The following is a 16,933-nucleotide window of genomic DNA, read 5'->3' on the forward strand; positions in this document are numbered from 1 at the left end:
GGTTCGACATGCAAGACACGTCCCTTCAAGGTAATCGTCGGCAATTCTTGGCCGGCACCAGCGCCCTGGCGCTGGGCGCAGCGGCATTGGCCCGTGGCATTCCCGCCGTCCATGCGGCGGAAGACAATACCATCCGGTTGGCCTTGATCGGTTGCGGTGGGCGAGGTTCCGGAGCGGTGGCCGATGCCCTGAGCACCCGCGAGATGGGCCCGATCAAGCTCTATGCCATGGCCGACATCGACGAAGCCCGTATGAACGGAGCGCACGACGCCTTGCGGGAAAAGTTCGGCGAAGACATCGACGTGCCGCAGGATCGTCGCTTTTCGGGTTTCGACGCCTATAAGAAGGCGATCGACATTTTACATCCCGGCGACGTAGCCATGTGCACGACACGGGCGTACATTCGTCCCATCCATGTGGAGTACGCGGTATCCAAGGGGATCAACGTCTTCATGGAAAAGCCGTTCGCCCCGGACCCGGTGGGCTTGCGTCGGCTATTGAAGGCCGGCGAAGAGGCGGAGAAGAAGGGAGTCAAGATCGCCGCCGGTTTGCAGTGCCGACACTCCCCCGCGCGGGCCGCGCTGATCGAAAAGATCAAGAGCGGGGCGCTGGGAGACTTGATTTGCATTCGCGCCAATCGGTTGGAGGGACGCTCTTGGTTGGGACGCGTGGGTGACAAAGCAAATGACTTTTTGGAACAACTGAAGTTCGGGCGAATCCACCTGTTCTGGGTCGGTTCCGGCCATTTCGTCGATTATCTGATCCATCAGATCGATGAATGCTGCTGGCTGATGGACTCGTGGCCCGTTTCCTGCCACGGCATGGGCGGGCGCGAAGTCGGCAGCGACGACCACGGCCAGAACATGGACGTGTACTCGCTGGAATACACGTTCGCCGACGGACGCAAGGCTTTTTGCGGCTTTCGTCGCGCCATGAACGGCCACTCCGAGTTCGCCACGTTCGTGCATTGCTCGAAGAAGGCGGGCCAGTTCTCCGGTAACGTGCATGCGGCGACGGTCCACATGTTCAAAGATCAGCGGATCGCGAACGACAACATCGAATGGTCGCCGGAACCGGATCAATACAGTCCCTGGGTTTACGAATGGCGAGATTTCATCACCAGCATTCGGACGGATCGTCCCCACAACGAGTGCAAGCGGGCCGTTTACTCGGACTTCGCCACGCTGATGGGTCGAGCGGCGGCCCACTACAACCGTATCGTGACCTGGGACGAGGTCTTCAATTCCCAGTTCCAGTTCTGCAACTATCTGGATCAATTGAATTACGATTCGCCGGCCCCCGTCACCGCGGACGAAAACGGCTACTTCCCCGCTCCGGCAGCGGGCCAATGGACCGAACTGTAATCGCTCGGTCTTGATCGCGTTGTTGGTGATCGTTCATAACGGCATTCGCGCGGAACGCCGCGCGCTGCCACGGCAGTCGGCGGGCCGCGCTTTTGTTTGCTGGAAAGGCGACCATGTCAAAAATAGTGACGACGTATCCGTTGCTCATCACCGTCATCGTCATCGCTTATGGTCGGGAATCGGTGCGAGCCGAACCAAACCCCGCGGGGCGACCGCCCGCCGTCCCGCTGGTGGTGCATGATCCGTACTTCAGCATTTGGTCGTTCGGCGATCGTTTGACCGACGATTGGCCGCGGCATTGGACGGGAAAAGTGCAAGCCTTGTGTAGCATGGTCCGGGTCGATGGAACGACGTTCAGCGTGATGGGCCGCCCCTCGCCCGACATTCCGCCCATGAAGCAGATCAGCCTGCGAGTCTTACCAACGCGCACGATCTACCAGTTCGAGGGCGGCGGCGTGCGCGTAGGTTTGACGTTCTTCTCGCCCATTTTGCCCCATGATCCGGACGTCCTTTCGCGACCTCTCACCTATATCGTCTGGGAGGTGCAATCCATCGACGGATTGAGTCACGCGGTTCAGGTCTATTTCGACAACACAGCCGAGGCGGTCGTTAACGAACCGCAACAGCGCGTCCTCTGGACTCGCGGTTCGGCGCGCGGCGTGGTCTGGATGCGGATGGGGACCGAGGAACAGCCCATACTGGCTGCCTCCGGCGACGATCGTCGCATCGACTGGGGCTATCTCTACACGGCGGTACCTCGGGGAATACCTTTTCGCACGGTGCTGCACGAGGCGGGCAAGACGCGGGAGACGTTTCGAACCGAGGGCGACATTCCCCGAGCGGATGACAGGGATCAGCCGCGCCGGGCGGACAATCGTTGGCCCGCCGCCGTATGTTGCTTCGATCTGGGAGAGGTCGCGGACGCCGCCAAGACATGCCGGATCATGTTGGCGTACGACGATCTCTTCTCCATTCAGTACTTCGGCGAGAACCTGCGACCTTACTGGCGACGGAGCGGATGGGAGGCGGAGGACTTGCTGCGTGCGGCCGACGACGAGTACGAAACGCTCCTCGAGCGTGCCGTCGCCTTTGACGAGCAACTGATGGCGGCGGCGGAAAGCGTGGGCGGTCTAGGATACGCCAACCTCGTGGCGCTGTCGTATCGGCACGCCGTCGGCGCGCACAAGCTGACGGTCGGTCCCGATGGAAAGCCCATGCTTTTCAGCAAGGAATGCTTCAGCAACGGCTGCATCGGCACGGTCGACGTACTGTATCCGGCCTCGCCGATCTTCATGCTCTTGGATAACGAGTTGCTGAAGGCCACGGTTACGCCGGTTTTCGAATATGCCGCCATGCCGCGCTGGCGATTCCCATTCGCCCCGCACGATTTGGGCCAATATCCTCTGGCCAACGGTCAAGTCTACGGCGGGCGCGAGGAAAGCGAGGAGAACCAGATGCCGGTGGAAGAATCGGGCAACATGATCATCGTCGCCTACGTCGTTGCCCGGAATGACGGCAACACCGCGTACCTGGCCCCTTACCGGCCCTTGCTCCAAACCTGGGCCGAATACCTGAAGGCCAAGGGCTTGGACCCCGAGAACCAGTTGTGTACGGACGATTTCACGGGCCATTTGGCGCACAACGCGAATCTGTCGGTAAAGGCGATCGTCGCCCTGGCGTGCTACGGCAAGTTGTGCGAGATGTGGGGAGCGACCGCTCAAGCGGACGAGTACTTGGGCTTGGCGCGATCGTACGCGGAACAGTGGGTGAAACTAGCCGACGACGGGGAGCATTTCCGACTGGCCTTCGACAAGCCCGGAACTTGGAGCCAGAAATACAATCTGGTGTGGGACCGACTCCTCGGACTGGACCTGTTCGGGCCGGAAGTGCGGGCCAAGGAGATCGCGTTCTACAAGGGCCAACTTCAACCCTACGGCCTACCGCTTGACAACCGTTCGCTTTTCACGAAGACGGATTGGGAAGTATGGACGGCGACGCTGGCGGATGACCGGAGCGATTTCGATGCCCTCATGAACCCGGTTTACCGTTTCGTGGACGAGACTCCCGACCGCGTCCCGCTGACCGACTGGTATTGGACCGACTCGGCCAAGGTGCGAGGCTTTCGGGCCAGACCCGTGATCGGCGGCGTCTTCATCAAGATGCTGGAGTCGCCTGAAATTCGCGACCGCTTTGGGGCCTGGAAGTAGCGCGCCCGAACTCATGGCCGATCCGGAGCAAGTTCTCCTCAGCGCGAGCGGGCAAGCTTTCGCAGCAGGTCCAGGTTGATTGCGTCCCAATCTCGACCTTCCGGGTCCGTGCCCTTCGGCGTTTCCAAATACATGGGGACGGTGACCAAACGGTCGTCACGTACCAGACGGCGGAAGGCGTCTAAACCGATCTTGCCTTGTCCGATGTGGGCGTGTCGATCCACGCGACTGCCGAAGTCTGCGCGGCTATCGTTGATGTGGACCGCTCGGATTTTGGACAAACCGACAACGGCATCGAACTCGCGGAGAACGGCGTTCCATCCTCGCGGTCGGTGGAGCGGATACCCTGCCGCGAAGACATGGCAGGTGTCGAAGCAAACGCCGATGCGCCGCGGATAACGCACGGTCTCTATGACGGTCGCGAGGTGTTCGAATCGCCAGCCAAGGTGGGTACCTTGACCGGCGGTGGTCTCGAGAAGTAGCTGCGTTTGGAGCTTCGGCAGGCGCTCGTGGATGCGATCGATCGCCCGAGCGATACGATTCAGTCCCGCCGCTTCGCCGCCCTCGATGTACGCGCCCGGATGAGCCACCACATAATCCAACCCCAGCAGGTCCGCCCGCTGAAGTTCGGCGGCCAAGGCATCGATCGAACGGTTCCAAAGCGATTCGTCCGGGCTGGCGAGATTGATCAGGTACGAGTCGTGCGACACCGCCGCGCTCATGCCGCTATTCCGCATTGCTTCGCGGAAGGCACGCGCCTGTTCCTCCGTAACCTCCGGATCGCGCCACTGGTTGGAATTCTTGGTGAAAAGTTGGAGGCATTGGCAACCGACCGCCGTCGCTCGCTCCACGGCGCGGCGGTAGCCTCCCGCGATCGACATATGCGCGCCGAGAAGCGGAAGATCACGTCGTGCCACCGGCGTTTCTCATTCCGGACGAATTATGGAGACGAAGTCGAACCGAACGCGAGGAGCGGCAAGGTAAGCTTCAAGGCAAGCGAACGGGTTGCCCCAGCTTCTTGGCCCAACCCATCGTGGACATGAACTTGGGAGACTGCGCCGGATCGTCGTCGAAGTATTCGAGTATCCCCCAACTCCCCCACTTCGACCAAGAGCCGACAGAGCTGAAGTAGCAGAACAAATCGCCGCCGCTTTCCTCCCATGCTTGGTAATATCGCTCGTAGATGCGTCCCATACGCGGGTGGCGATTGGCCTGATGAAACAGGTCCGTCATCTTTTCGAAGTTTTCGCCGCCCGCCACGCCCACCAGGTGCTGGCCCCCTTCGTAGGCGATCAGACGCAAGCCGTATTTATCCGCAACCTCCTTTTGCCCGCGAATCCAAGAGATCGCCTGAGGCAGCGACTGCCCTTCCACGTGATTTAACAGTTGCTCAAGAGACCAGCCTTCCACCGTTGCGGCATTGATTCCTTCGCCCTCGGCGGGAACATTGAAGGAGATATACGGTGCCACGGCCAAGGCGTCGGCATGGCGATAGGCATCCTGGAACTCGCAGATGCGCTCCGAGACGTACGGATTGGCGCCTTGGGTAGGGAGTACCCGCACAAGCCGTTCTCGACCGCCGAAAACCTGTTCCCAAATGGCAAAGATTTGCACGGAGCGATAGGCCGTGTAACGCCAAGCCGCTTCCCAAGGCTTGTCCGCGAAACCCAACCGCATGCCTTCTTGACCGGCCCAGCGACTCTGCTCGAACATCCCATTCCAGACTTCGTTGGAATACTCGACGTAAACCTTGAGCTTGGGATCAAGGCGATCCTTGACCATTTGGGCGAAGTTGCGAACGTACTCGTCATCCGCCAAATGCGGCATGCAAAACCAGGCGTCGGTTTGCTGCCGATTGCACAGGTCGATCATCCACTCCAGGGGAATCCCCTTTTCAACAAAGGTGGCCATCTGCGGCGTGGGACGCTCGCTCCAGTGCCGAATCTTGGAGTTGTTGGTTTCCATCCAGTCCATGAATCGCAAGCAAGCCACTCCCTGCCACCGCTGAAGAAAGACCGGATGAAAGGGGGATTTCTCGTAAGACTCCTCGAAACCGGGCATGATTACCCGAATGTTGCGGACGTAATCGGAAGGGTCGGTCTTTCGCAATTGAAGAAACAACGTTCCCTTGCCGGCATCGACGTCGGCCAGGATTCGGCCAGGCTCTTGCGAGGCGATCTTGCCGGCCCCCGAAACTCCCAACTCGCCTTTCCCTTCGTAGAGGATGACGTATCGGCCCGACGGATAGTGCCCGCCTTCGATCGTGCACATCAGGGTCTCGGCGTAACAACCGGGCTGAAGGCTCTTGACCCAACCGTACTCATCCAGCTCCAGTTCCGGACCTTTGCCCCAGGGCCGCCCCTCTTGTTGACTGACCCAAGGCCGGGACAGGCGAAACACATCGACGAACGGCAATTCCGTATTCCAATCAGCCGGGCCGTTCAGATTCATCCCCAGTCGAGGTTCGGGTTTGGGCGAGGATGCACCACCCTCCTCCGCGATAACCGCGGACAGACCGAGCCCAAAGCCGATGCTCGCCGCCGCCGACATCACTGCGAGCGAGCAGAACACGCAGAACAACAAATTCTGCTTGGGCAGACGTGGAAATATCACCCGGCACGTTCGGTTCGACATCATGACGCGACTCTCTGAAAAAGAGAAAATTGCTTCGCACCCCCAAATGTGTTGCACAACCCATCGCCGACGTCGCTAATCGCGCACGGGCAACGGCAGCTTTTCATTATTACAAGAATCGAAGTCGCGGCAACGCGCGGTTAGGCGGTTATCGTCGTCCGAAAAGACGACGACGCGGAACGGTCGGGGCGTGCCGCACCGCCGCGGAACCGCTCGCACAAGCGGCATCTCCGGGCCGACCGAAATCCGGAATCCAAAGCCGCTCACCGCCGCGGAGCGCGGATTGATGAGCTACGATGCCCGGTGCCGTATAGGCCACGGCCTCATACACATCCACGGCAGGCCTTCGCTCATGCACCAGGGCGTCGATGAATTCGTGGGTAATGAAGGTGTGCGAGCCTTCGTGGCCCGAATCGTGCCGCAACGGTTCGGGCAGCATGTCCGTCTTCCACCACTGAGGAATATCGTACTTCTCCACCTTGGCCGCCGCCCGCTGAAAACCGCCGGTGTCCAATTCCTTCAATTCGCTCGCGTGAACGATGGTGGCGGGTTGGCCGTAACCGTTGGCGCAAAGAAAGCTCATCCGATCGCCGTACCATTCCGCCCGCTCGCCGCCGACGTGCGAACCCGCCCACCAGACCTCGACTCGAAACGAGTGATCCTTCTCGGTGAGAAACTCCGCCGTTTCGTTCCAAAAAGGATTCGCGTAGGCGTTGTCCTTGAGGACGGGGGAATCGTCTCCCCATCCGATGCAACTCACAGCCTTCAACCGCTCTCCCGTGACGCCAACCATATGCACGGTGCAGTGCGTGGGATAATGCATGGGTGGAAAACCGTACCGCCACGTCCGTTTTCCGTTTTCGAAAAACAGGTCTTCCAACCCGGCATGTCGGTACATCGAAACCGCGGCGTACAGCTTGCCGAACCGGCCTTCTTGGAAGAATTGTCGGGCCGAGATGGTATGCTGCTGCCAATAGCCCGTCTCGGCCATCATGTACGTCAAACCGGTTCGTCGAACCGTATCGACGAGTAGGGCGCACTCCTCCAGCGTCATGGCGGCGGGAACGGCGGAGATGACATGTTTCCCTGCCCGCATGGCCGCCACCGCGTGCGGAACGTGATTCGGGGCTTCCGTAAAGATGCCGACGGCCTCGATGTCCTTGCCCTCCCGAAGCATAACCTCCAAGGACTCATAGGCACGTTCGCAACCATAGACCTTTTGCAAATTCTCCCTTCGCTCGGGACGGAGATCACTCACTCCGGCAACGATGCACTGCGGGTGTTCGTGCCATTGGAAGGAGGCTCCGAACCGACCGCCCACGATGCCGATCCGCACCTTGCGTTCGGCAGGCTCCGCCGCATGCACGCTCCGCGCCAAGAAAGCGGAAGACAAAGCGGAGACACCGATCGCCTGTACGGCACGGCGGCGGGTCCACGAAACGCATCCGGAATTGTTGTCCGCCTTCGAAATGTCGCGATCCACCTTCTTTGGGTTGCGCATAGAAAAACCTCCGACGGAGCGTCAGCCAAGGAGGACCCGCGGCGATACAAGCGATGGCTTGTTCCAATGCTATTTGCGAATAGCTCGCCGGATTTCCCTACATTGTGATCGCCGAAAGCGGGAATTCAAGCAATCCAGGCGACGGGGGACGCCGGGCAGAGTCGCGTACCATCAGGCGTGCCATGCCCAGCATAGACACACGAGAACTAACGACACGCCCTTTAACCGCCGGACCGCCGCGCATCACTCGCAAAAACACGCGAGCCGACTCGGGGGTTGAATTGAGAGGATCACCTGCTCGCCAAAGAATCAGGCCAAGCCCCGGGCCTTCTCATAGGCGGTTATCTTGTCTTCGTGTGCCAGTGTTAGGCCGATGTCGTCCAAGCCCCGCAGCAGACACTCGCGCCGGAATGCGTCGATCTCGAACGGCACTCGGAATCCCCGGTCGTCCGTTACCAGGAGTTGCTCCAAGTCCACCGTGAGGCGATACCCTTCCGTGCCCTGGGCGCGGCGGAAAAGCTCATCCACGGCATCCTCGGGCAAACGAACGGGTAGAAGTCCGTTCTTAAGGCTGTTGTTGTAGAAGATGTCGGCGAAGCTGGGCGCGATGATGGCGCGGAATCCGTAGTCCGCCAGCGCCCAGGGGGCGTGTTCGCGACTCGATCCGCATCCGAAATTACGGCGAGCCAAAAGCACCGTCGCGCCGCGGTACCTGGGGTGATTGAGAATGAATTCAGGATTGGGACTACCGTCTTCAAGATAACGCCAATCAAAAAACAGAAACTGCCCGAAACCGGTCCTCTCGATCCGCTTGAGGAATTGTTTGGGGATGATTTGATCGGTATCGACGTCGGAACGGTCGAGCGGAACCACCAATCCCGTATGCTTGACAAACGGTTGCATGTCGGAATTCCTTGAGCCAGAAAAGCGGTAAGTCGGTTAGCCGGCACCGGGGCGGAAAAATCGGACCGGTGCGATCACGGCACGGTGTGTCAACGACCGTCCCAAGCGCGGATGTCCACGAATTTTCCGGCGATAGCCGCCGCGGCGGCCATGGCGGGCGAAACCAGATGAGTTCGGCCGCCGCGTCCCTGCCGTCCCTCGAAATTGCGGTTGCTAGTCGCGGCGCAGCGTTCTCCCGGTTCCAGCCGATCGGGATTCATGGCCAGGCACATACTGCAACCCGGTTCGCGCCATTCGAAGCCTGCATCGCGAAAGATGCGATCCAAGCCCTCTTTCTCCGCCATGCGTTTCACGAGGCCGCTGCCGGGAACGACCATCGCGTGGACGTGCCGGGCGACCCGGCGCCCCTTGGCGATGGCCGCCGCCGCTCGCAAATCCTCGATTCGACCGTTCGTACAGGACCCGATGAACACTTTGTCCAACCGAATCTCCCGAATCGGCATGCCCGGTTCCAGGTCCATGTACCGGAGGGCATCCTCGGCCGCCTTGCGATCTACCGGATCGTCGAATTGCGAAGGCGACGGCACGGCGTCGTTCACGCCCACGACTTGCGCGGGGTTGGTCCCCCAAGTGACCTGCGGTTGGATTTCCCCCGCATCGAAGACCAGGGAACGATCGTAAACGGCCCCGGGATCGCTCGGCAAATGCCGCCAGCATTCCACGGCCCGATCGAAGTCCTCGCCTTGCGGCGCGAAGGGGCGTCCGCGGAGATAACGGAAGGTCGTCTCGTCCGGGGCGATCAGTCCCGCCCTGGCCCCGGCCTCGATCGACATGTTGCAGACGGTCATTCTCTCTTCCATGGAAAGGGCGCGAATCGCCTCGCCCGTGTATTCCAAACCGTATCCCACGCCGCCCCGCGTCGTTAAACGGCCGATAAGGTACAGTATCAAGTCTTTCGCCGTCACGCCCGGTCCCAATCGACCGTTGACGCGGATTTCCATTGTCTTGGGCTTGTACTGCAACAACGTTTGGGTAGCCAGTACGTGCTCGACCTCGCTGGTACCGATACCGAAGGCCAAGGCTCCAAACGCCCCGTGAGTAGCCGTGTGACTGTCCCCGCAAACGATCGTCATGCCGGGCTGGGTGAAGCCAAGCTCGGGACCGATCACGTGCACGATCCCTTGGTTTTCGTGGTTCAGGTCGTACAACCGAATTCCAAACTCCTCGCAATTGCGCCGCAGTGTGTCGATCTGCTGTTTGGAGATGGGATCGACGATGGGCAACGAGCGATCCGTCGTCGGCACATTGTGATCGACCGTCGCCACGGTCCGTTCCGGTCGCCGAACTTTACGCCCGGCCAACCGCAATCCCTCGAAGGCCTGTGGACTGGTGACCTCGTGCACCAAATGCAGGTCGATGTACAGGATGGCCTGCTTGCCTTCCTCGGCGTAAACGACATGCTCGTCCCAAATCTTCTCGAGTGTTGTCCGAGGTCGTGCGGGAGAATTCATGGTCCGAAACACTTATCCTTCGACGAAAAACCCAGATATCGGCTGATCTCTATTCCACAGAAACCGGCGGCCGACGAAAGAGGACCGACGAGTCATAGGCTCAGGTCCTCGGCAGGCCGGGTTCATCTGCCGGGCTACGCCGGCCGAACTTTGGCGGGACCTCCCAACAGATCCCGGCAAACTTTTGATTGTACCTTCGATCGGACCCACGGGGCAGGATACCGTGTCGCACTCACCACATACCGGGTTGAGCGATCCATGCGATCAACGGGCGGCCAAGTCGAAGGCCGAGGCGTGCCGTTCCGAGGGATCGAAAGTCTCGGCGTCGCGAGGACGATCGAGTCGCCTTTCTTTCCACCATGCGGCGGCCCGTTCGCGACTCCACAGTCCGGCGGCCTTGCATCCGGCCAAGGCTTGACCCAACTCTTCCGCCGTCTGGAAACGATCGCCGGGATTCTTTTCCAGACAGCGGAGCACGATTCGCGTCAAATCCTCGGGCAAATCGGGACGCAATTGCCGCGGCGAGACAACCTCGGCCTGCACGTGGGAAAGAATGACGCGGATCGGCTTGTCGGACTCGAATGGTGGACGGCCCGTCAGCATGAAATACGCGACCGCTCCCAACGAGTAAATGTCGCTACGGGCGTCGAGATCGGTGTTCCCCATCGCCTGCTCCGGCGACATGTAAAGGGGTGAACCGGTGACGGAACCCTCCGCGGTGAGACTCAAGTCCTTCATATCCGCGATCGGTTTGACCAATCCGAAATCCAAGACCTTGACCACGTCGAAAATCCCGCCCCGTTGCGCCACGAAGATATTCGACGGTTTGAGGTCGCGGTGAATGAATCCCAATTGATGGGCTTCGCGAATCGAATCGCACGCCTGAATCAACAAGAAGATCATCCGCTCGGGCGGAAGCGGTCCGAACTCGCGAACCATCGCTCCCAAGTCCAAGCCGGGTAGATACTCCATCACGTAGTAAAACACGCCGTCGCCGGTCAGCCCGTAGTCGAAAATCTCGACCGTATTCCAGTGGGAAAGCCGCGCCGTGGTGCGAACCTCGCGTTCGAATCGGGCCAACGTTCGAGGATCCCCCAACCGCTCCGGGCGAATCAACTTGACCACGCACGGGCGCTTCAAAAGCACGTGCTCCGCCAGGTAGACCTCCCCCATTCCGCCGCCGCCCAAGCGCTCTCGCAGTCGGTATTGGCCGAATTGGTGGGCCTCGAACGACTCCCGCCGCAAGGACTGAATGGAATCGACGCCCAACACCGCCATGATGCCGGAGACCAAGAACATCAACGGAATCACCGTCATGTGTTCCGTCCGCATGGCGTGGGCAATGTCAGGGTGGAATAACCGACCCGCTACCAAAATCAAGATCGGCACCGCTACCAGGATCCCGATCACCAGTGCCGCCCGCCGCACCGTGTTTGGAATGAACAGGGCGTAGGCGAAGATCAACAGCATCCAGCTTCCGCTGTTGAACTCGAAAAAGCCTCGCTCCTGACAGGAATGCGCCATGCCGAACCACGAGCCGAAGGCCAAGAACAAAGCCGGAACCGCGAACGCCGCCAATTCCAGCGAACGAATGACCCCGTAATCGCCCTGACACCTTCCCCAGGTGAGCCAGGCCCCCGCCCCCGTCAGAAAGACCGTGCACAAGACATGGAAAACCAGGTTGTATCGTTCCCACCCGACCTGCGGTTCAAAAAGCAGAAATTGCCAGGGCAGGAACACGGCGAAACCGGCAGCCATGATCCACACGGCCAGACGCAAGCGGCGATGCAGCGCCTCATGCAGTGCGCACGTCCAGTCTTCCGACGATCCCGATACCAGGCGAACCGCGGGACACCGAGGCTCCGCGGATTTGGCAGGCCCTTGCGACGCGGAATCTCCCCCGCTCGCCGTGCTATCGCGCGGCGCTAGGTCGAGCGTGGGCTCATCGCCCGCGGGTATCGAATTCGGCGAGTCGGAGACCATCAAATACCAACCGTTCCACCTACGTTCCAACAAATCGTTTTTGGTTACTTACGTTGGTCGCCCCGACTACGTTTTCCGAGGCCGCATTCGCAACACACCGCCGATCCCCAAATATTCGTCCGCCTTCGCACGTTCTTGAACGCTCGGTCCGGCGAATGATCCCGGAAGACGTGAGCCTCTCCACGGTTTGCAAAGGATCTTGCGGCTTTAACGCCGCGCTGTATCGCCAACCCTCAACTATGGGGATCAAGGACCACCTTCATGCCGAGGGCCTCGATCATCCGGTAATCTTCCTCCGGGGGTTGGCCCTTCGTCGTCAGATAATCGCCCACGAATATCGAGTTGGCGGGAAATAATCCCAACGGTTGGAGGGGACCTAAGTGCAGTTCGCGACCCGCGGCAATCCGCAAGTTCGAAGGCGGGCTGGCAAAACGCAGCAGCGATAACACTTTCAAACAATAGAGAGGCGACAGGTCGCCTTGGTTCTCTAAAGGCGTACCCGGAATGGGTATCAAAAAGTTGATCGGCAGCGATTCAGGCCGCAACTCCCCCAACTCCAGGGCAAAATCGACCACATCCTCGAGGGATTCACCCATCCCAATGATACCGCCGCAACACAATTCCAACCCCGCCTCTCTCGCCGCTCGCAGCGTGGCCAACCGGTCCTCATAGGAGTGCGTAGAACAGATTCGATCGTAGAACCGGCGACTCGTATTGAGATTGTGGTTGATACGGTCCACGCCTGCCGCCTTGAAGCGATCAGCCTGCTCACGATCCAAAAGTCCGGGGGACACACAGATTTTGATATTCCAGCGGGATTTGATTTCGCAGACGACGCCGCAAATGGCGTCCAATTCCCTCGGCTTGGGGGATCGGCCCGCGATGACTATGCAGTACATCGTGGCCTGGCGTTCCACCGCCGCCTGAGCGCCCCGCAAAAGCTCTTCTCGATTCACCAGCGGATACTTGTTGATTTCGGCCGAGGATATCCGCGATTGCGAGCAATAGGCGCAGTCCTCGGCGCATATCCCGCTCTTGGCGTTGATGAGCAAATTGAGTCGAACCAAATTGCCGTGAAATCGCTGCCGCACGCGGTAGGCCGCCGCCAACACGTCCAATATCTGTTCATCGGGAGAATTCAGAACGGCCAACCCCTCTTCTCGGGTTAATCGTCCTCCCTTTATCGCCTTCTCGGCGATTTCGCGCCACGGCGAGGAAGCATCGTTCCGATCTGTAGTCAAAAGTACGTCAGTGGTTGTCATGGGGCAAAGTCCGAAGGCTCATCGACCGATTAAGCATCTCCGTATTGTACGCTGCCGTGCCTCAACGACCAACGGCGGCAAGACGCACAACGAGGGAACGGCCCGCGGTTAGTCGCAATCCGACCGGTCGCCCACCGATCCCTCGCCCGGGCATTTTTCGCCCCACCAGGCTCGGGAAGAAGGTCGCCGCAGAGAACGCCCCGGCAAGCCGACACTCGCGAGGCAACCGAGACCCATTGACTGCCAAGATCGGTTTCTGGTATTTACCCCTTCGCGATTCGACCGGAGATGCGTCGCGGTATTCCGTTCCCTCAAGGATTCGGAATCTGCGCCGCTTTCCGTCGCCGTTTTCCTCCTCGGCTGAGCGGACTGATTCACACGATCGACCGCGGCGCCGTTAGTCCCCCGTCTGCTGGAACGCAATGCCCCATGACGACAAAACCGGCCACCGATCCCACCCCCAAGCACATTGGAAAGTCGATCCTCGGCTCACCCCTAATCTGGGGCACGGCAGTCTACTTGTTGTTTCAATGGCTCTTGACCACGCATCTGCCGGGAATCGAGTTCCTCCGCCGCTACACGGCAAGCCATCCCATCGAGCACGTTGAGACCTATCTATTTTTCTTTGGACTGACGTGGCTGGGTCTCCGCTTTTCCAATATTGCGAGCCAACGCCAGCGACTTGCGCGTCTGCGACTGCCCCGCCGCGCTCCGCTCGACGACGTCGAGCAGGAAGCTCGGTCCGTTTTGGAATACCTCGATAGACTTCCGGCGGTTTTTCAGACCGACTACGTAGTGGAGCGATGGAAGCAGGTGCTCCAGACGATGCTTCGCGGCGACGACTCGCCCGAGGAACATTTGGTCATTCTGAACGAGCAAGAGGCCCAGCGACGGTACCGCGACTACGGCCTCCTGCGGTTGATCGTTTGGGCCGTACCGATCCTGGGCTTTCTGGGAACCGTGGTCGGCATTGCGCTGGCCCTGGGCAATCTCTCGCCCAGCGAGTTGGAAGAAACGCTGCCGCTAGTCATGTCCGGGCTGACGGTGGCCTTCGATACAACGGCGTTGGCGTTGGCGCTGTCCATGATTTTGATGCTGGCTCAATTCCTCGTGCAACGCTGGGAGGACGGCCTGCTCGACCGCATCACACGCCGTACCGAGGACGAAATCCTGCAACCCTTCGCCGTCCGGAAAGCGGGCGGCTCGGACAACGAGGCCGTACGGAACGCCTTGTCCCGCTGGAACGATGCCGCCGCGGAATGGGCCAGTCATTCCGTCCAGGTTTGGGAACAAAGTCTACAGCGCGTGGAGTCGGATTGGCGACAGAGCGTCCGTAATGCCGGCGAGTCTTTCCGGAACGAACTAGTCGCCGCCTTGGAGGCCGGTCTACGAGGTTTCGCGCAAGACTTGGCTCAGGTCCAAGAGGCCAACGCGACCCAGTGGCAAGAGGAAATCCGCCGCCGAGAGTCCTTGATCTCCGCCCAACTGGCTCAGTTAGAGAAACTGACGATTCGCGTGCAAGAGCAAACGGAGGCTTGGATCTCGCTTTCCCGAAGCGGATCGGAGTTGCGAAAACTCGAGGAGGCCCTGCAACGGAACTTGACGGCCATCGCCTCGGCCAAGCACTTTGAGCAGGCGTTGGCCACCCTGGCTGCCGCCGCCAGCCTCTTGAGCGCCCACTTGCAGCGGGAGTCCGCCGAAGACGCCTTTCGTTCCGATGTCATACGTCCCACAAGCGAGGCCGCATGACGCGACGCCCCTTCGTCCATTCGATTCAAGGACGGGAGGGCAATCCGGTTTCGCTCTTCCCGTTCCTGGCCGTGCTCATTTGCACGATGGGCACGCTGATTCTGCTTTTGGTGGTCTTGGTCCGTCAGGTCCGGTTGCAAGTCGAGCATCGTCGGATCGCTCAAGAACCGACCGCCGAACTGCCTTCGCCCGAGGAATTGGGCCGTCTTCGCGAAGATCTGGCATGGCAACAGGAACAAATTCAGGCGGCACGCCGGGCAACCCAGGAGCAACTGAACGTCGCCCGGGCTTTGCTCGGACATAGCGAGGAATCGATTCGCCGACTCCGCGAAGAGTTGTCAACCCTCCAAGAACGACTTCGGTCTCTGGAGAATACCGGCGCCGACGTCGACACAGAAGCGTTGCGGGAACAACTACGCGCCGCACAGCGCGAGATCGACGCCTTGGAACGGCAACTCGCGGAGCGCAACGAACCGGCCCCGCGCCCCGTCTCCTACGCCGTGGTTCCGTACCTGGGAAAACACGGCACGGCGCGCCGTCCGATCTATCTCGAATGCCGGGATGATGCGATCATCTTGCAGCCCGAGGGAATCCGGTTCGTGCTTTCCGATTTCCTCGGTCCGCTCGGACCGGGGAATCCGCTCGATGCCGCCCTCCGCGCGGCTCGCGAGTATCTCGTGCGATCCGGCCGAGTCGATCCTACGCAGGAGGGCGACGTCTACCCCTTGCTCTTGGTCCGACCGGACGGAATCGAAGCCTTTTATGCCGCGCGGGCCGCGCTGACCTCGTGGGGCACCGAATTCGGATACGAATTGATCGAGGCTGATTGGACGATCGCCTATCCTCCGCCTGAGCCGCAACTGGCGGTCGCAGTCGGCGAAGCCGTCCAGACCGCCCGCGAACGCAAGGACCTGCTGGTCAAAGCCGCTCCCGGGCGTTACGGAAAGGGCGCGCCGAAGTACCGCCTATCCCCATACCTCGGGGGTGTCGTGCGTGAAAGCGATGGAGGCGATGATGGTCCCCAATACGGTCCGACCGGCGATTCCGCAGGGTTCCCCGCCCTGATGGAACCGGATGGCGGCAAGACCGCGGGCGAAACCCCGCTCTCCCCCACGGATACAGGGCCGACCGCGGCGACTCCGCATCCGCTCGTCGGCAGCGACCTGGGGGAGCTAGCCGGCGGTGCGACAAAAGCCGGGCGCCGCGGCGGGGGGGCGGAGGAGGTGGCCGGCGGCCAAGATCTCGCGTCCGGAAATCCCCCCGTGTTTTATCCTCAGCCGCGACCACCGGGCCGCGGTACCGGTACCCGACCACAAAACGGCAATCCACTTTCCGAAAAGTCTGGAACATCGTCGGAAGGGCGAACCCCAGGTTCGACCGCTGTCGGCGGCTACCCCGATGTCAAACCTTTGGCGGCCAGTCGCGGTGCCGGTTGGGCCGCTGTCGGCCACGAGCCTGGTGCGATCCCGGTTACTCGCCCCATCCGGATCGAGTGCTACGCCGACCGCATCGTATTGGTACCGGAAAAGGGACTGGATCGTCCTCGGGTCTTCACCTTCGCAGAGGGTTTGGAATCGGCCGTCGATCGCCTCATCGCGAGCGTGAACGAGTATATGAAGTCGTGGGGAATCGCCGGAAACGGGATGTACTGGCGGCCCATCCTGACCGTTCGAACGGCCCCCGACGCCGCGCCGGTCTTCCGTCGATTGCAAATTCTGCTACAAGACAGCGGCCTGGAAATCGAGTCAGCCGCGGGTCGTTAGCCGCCGTCCGCAAGGAGTACCCGCGGCACGAGCGTCACGCGTCGAGCGTAACAACC

At 60.6% G+C, this 16,933-nt stretch carries 11 protein-coding genes; 4 read left to right on the forward strand and 7 right to left on the reverse strand.

Features of this window, described 5'->3' with window-relative positions:
• Positions 1 to 8 precede the first annotated feature (8 nt).
• Positions 9 to 1,364, forward strand: coding sequence for a Gfo/Idh/MocA family protein (locus ACYQ6J_RS09535; RefSeq protein ID WP_460183947.1), 1,356 nt, complete (start codon positions 9 to 11; stop codon positions 1,362 to 1,364).
• A gap of 113 nt (positions 1,365 to 1,477) precedes the next feature.
• Positions 1,478 to 3,571: a glutaminase family protein gene (locus ACYQ6J_RS09540; protein WP_460183948.1), complete on the forward strand. Its 2,094-nt coding sequence runs from the start codon at positions 1,478 to 1,480 to the stop codon at positions 3,569 to 3,571.
• Between the two features lie 38 nt (positions 3,572 to 3,609).
• Here the strand turns inward: ACYQ6J_RS09540 and ACYQ6J_RS09545 are convergent, their stop codons facing one another.
• The 7 genes from ACYQ6J_RS09545 to bioB form a co-directional block, all read right to left on the reverse strand.
• Entirely contained in the window at positions 3,610 to 4,488 is an 879-nt protein-coding gene (locus ACYQ6J_RS09545; RefSeq protein ID WP_460183949.1) for a deoxyribonuclease IV, read from the reverse strand.
• 70 nt (positions 4,489 to 4,558) lie between these two features.
• Entirely contained in the window at positions 4,559 to 6,208 is a 1,650-nt protein-coding gene (locus ACYQ6J_RS09550; protein ID WP_460183950.1) for a hypothetical protein, read from the reverse strand.
• 145 nt (positions 6,209 to 6,353) lie between these two features.
• Complete coding sequence (locus ACYQ6J_RS09555; RefSeq protein WP_460183951.1) at positions 6,354 to 7,706, reverse strand: Gfo/Idh/MocA family protein; 1,353 nt, start codon at positions 7,704 to 7,706, stop codon at positions 6,354 to 6,356.
• 309 nt (positions 7,707 to 8,015) lie between these two features.
• Positions 8,016 to 8,609 (reverse strand): 3-isopropylmalate dehydratase small subunit, encoded by a 594-nt coding sequence (gene leuD, locus ACYQ6J_RS09560; protein ID WP_460183952.1) that lies wholly within the window; start codon positions 8,607 to 8,609, stop codon positions 8,016 to 8,018.
• Between the two features lie 89 nt (positions 8,610 to 8,698).
• On the reverse strand, positions 8,699 to 10,120 hold the full coding sequence (gene leuC, locus ACYQ6J_RS09565) for a 3-isopropylmalate dehydratase large subunit (RefSeq protein ID WP_460183953.1): 1,422 nt from the start codon (positions 10,118 to 10,120) through the stop codon (positions 8,699 to 8,701).
• A 264-nt stretch (positions 10,121 to 10,384) separates the two neighbouring features.
• Positions 10,385 to 12,136: a serine/threonine protein kinase gene (locus ACYQ6J_RS09570; protein WP_460183954.1), complete on the reverse strand. Its 1,752-nt coding sequence runs from the start codon at positions 12,134 to 12,136 to the stop codon at positions 10,385 to 10,387.
• Between the two features lie 200 nt (positions 12,137 to 12,336).
• The gene (gene bioB, locus ACYQ6J_RS09575) at positions 12,337 to 13,365 is read right to left on the reverse strand and encodes a biotin synthase BioB (protein ID WP_460183955.1); all 1,029 of its coding nucleotides are present in this window, start codon (positions 13,363 to 13,365) and stop codon (positions 12,337 to 12,339) included.
• 429 nt (positions 13,366 to 13,794) lie between these two features.
• Here bioB and ACYQ6J_RS09580 point away from each other — a divergent pair, with 429 nt between their 5' ends.
• Positions 13,795 to 15,114, forward strand: coding sequence for a MotA/TolQ/ExbB proton channel family protein (locus tag ACYQ6J_RS09580; protein ID WP_460183956.1), 1,320 nt, complete (start codon positions 13,795 to 13,797; stop codon positions 15,112 to 15,114).
• Positions 15,111 to 16,877: a hypothetical protein gene (locus ACYQ6J_RS09585; RefSeq protein ID WP_460183957.1), complete on the forward strand. Its 1,767-nt coding sequence runs from the start codon at positions 15,111 to 15,113 to the stop codon at positions 16,875 to 16,877. The genes ACYQ6J_RS09580 and ACYQ6J_RS09585 overlap by 4 nt, the downstream gene beginning before the upstream one ends.
• The last annotated feature ends 56 nt before the right edge of the window (positions 16,878 to 16,933 follow it).

This window comes from Thermopirellula anaerolimosa, from assembly GCF_054657335.1.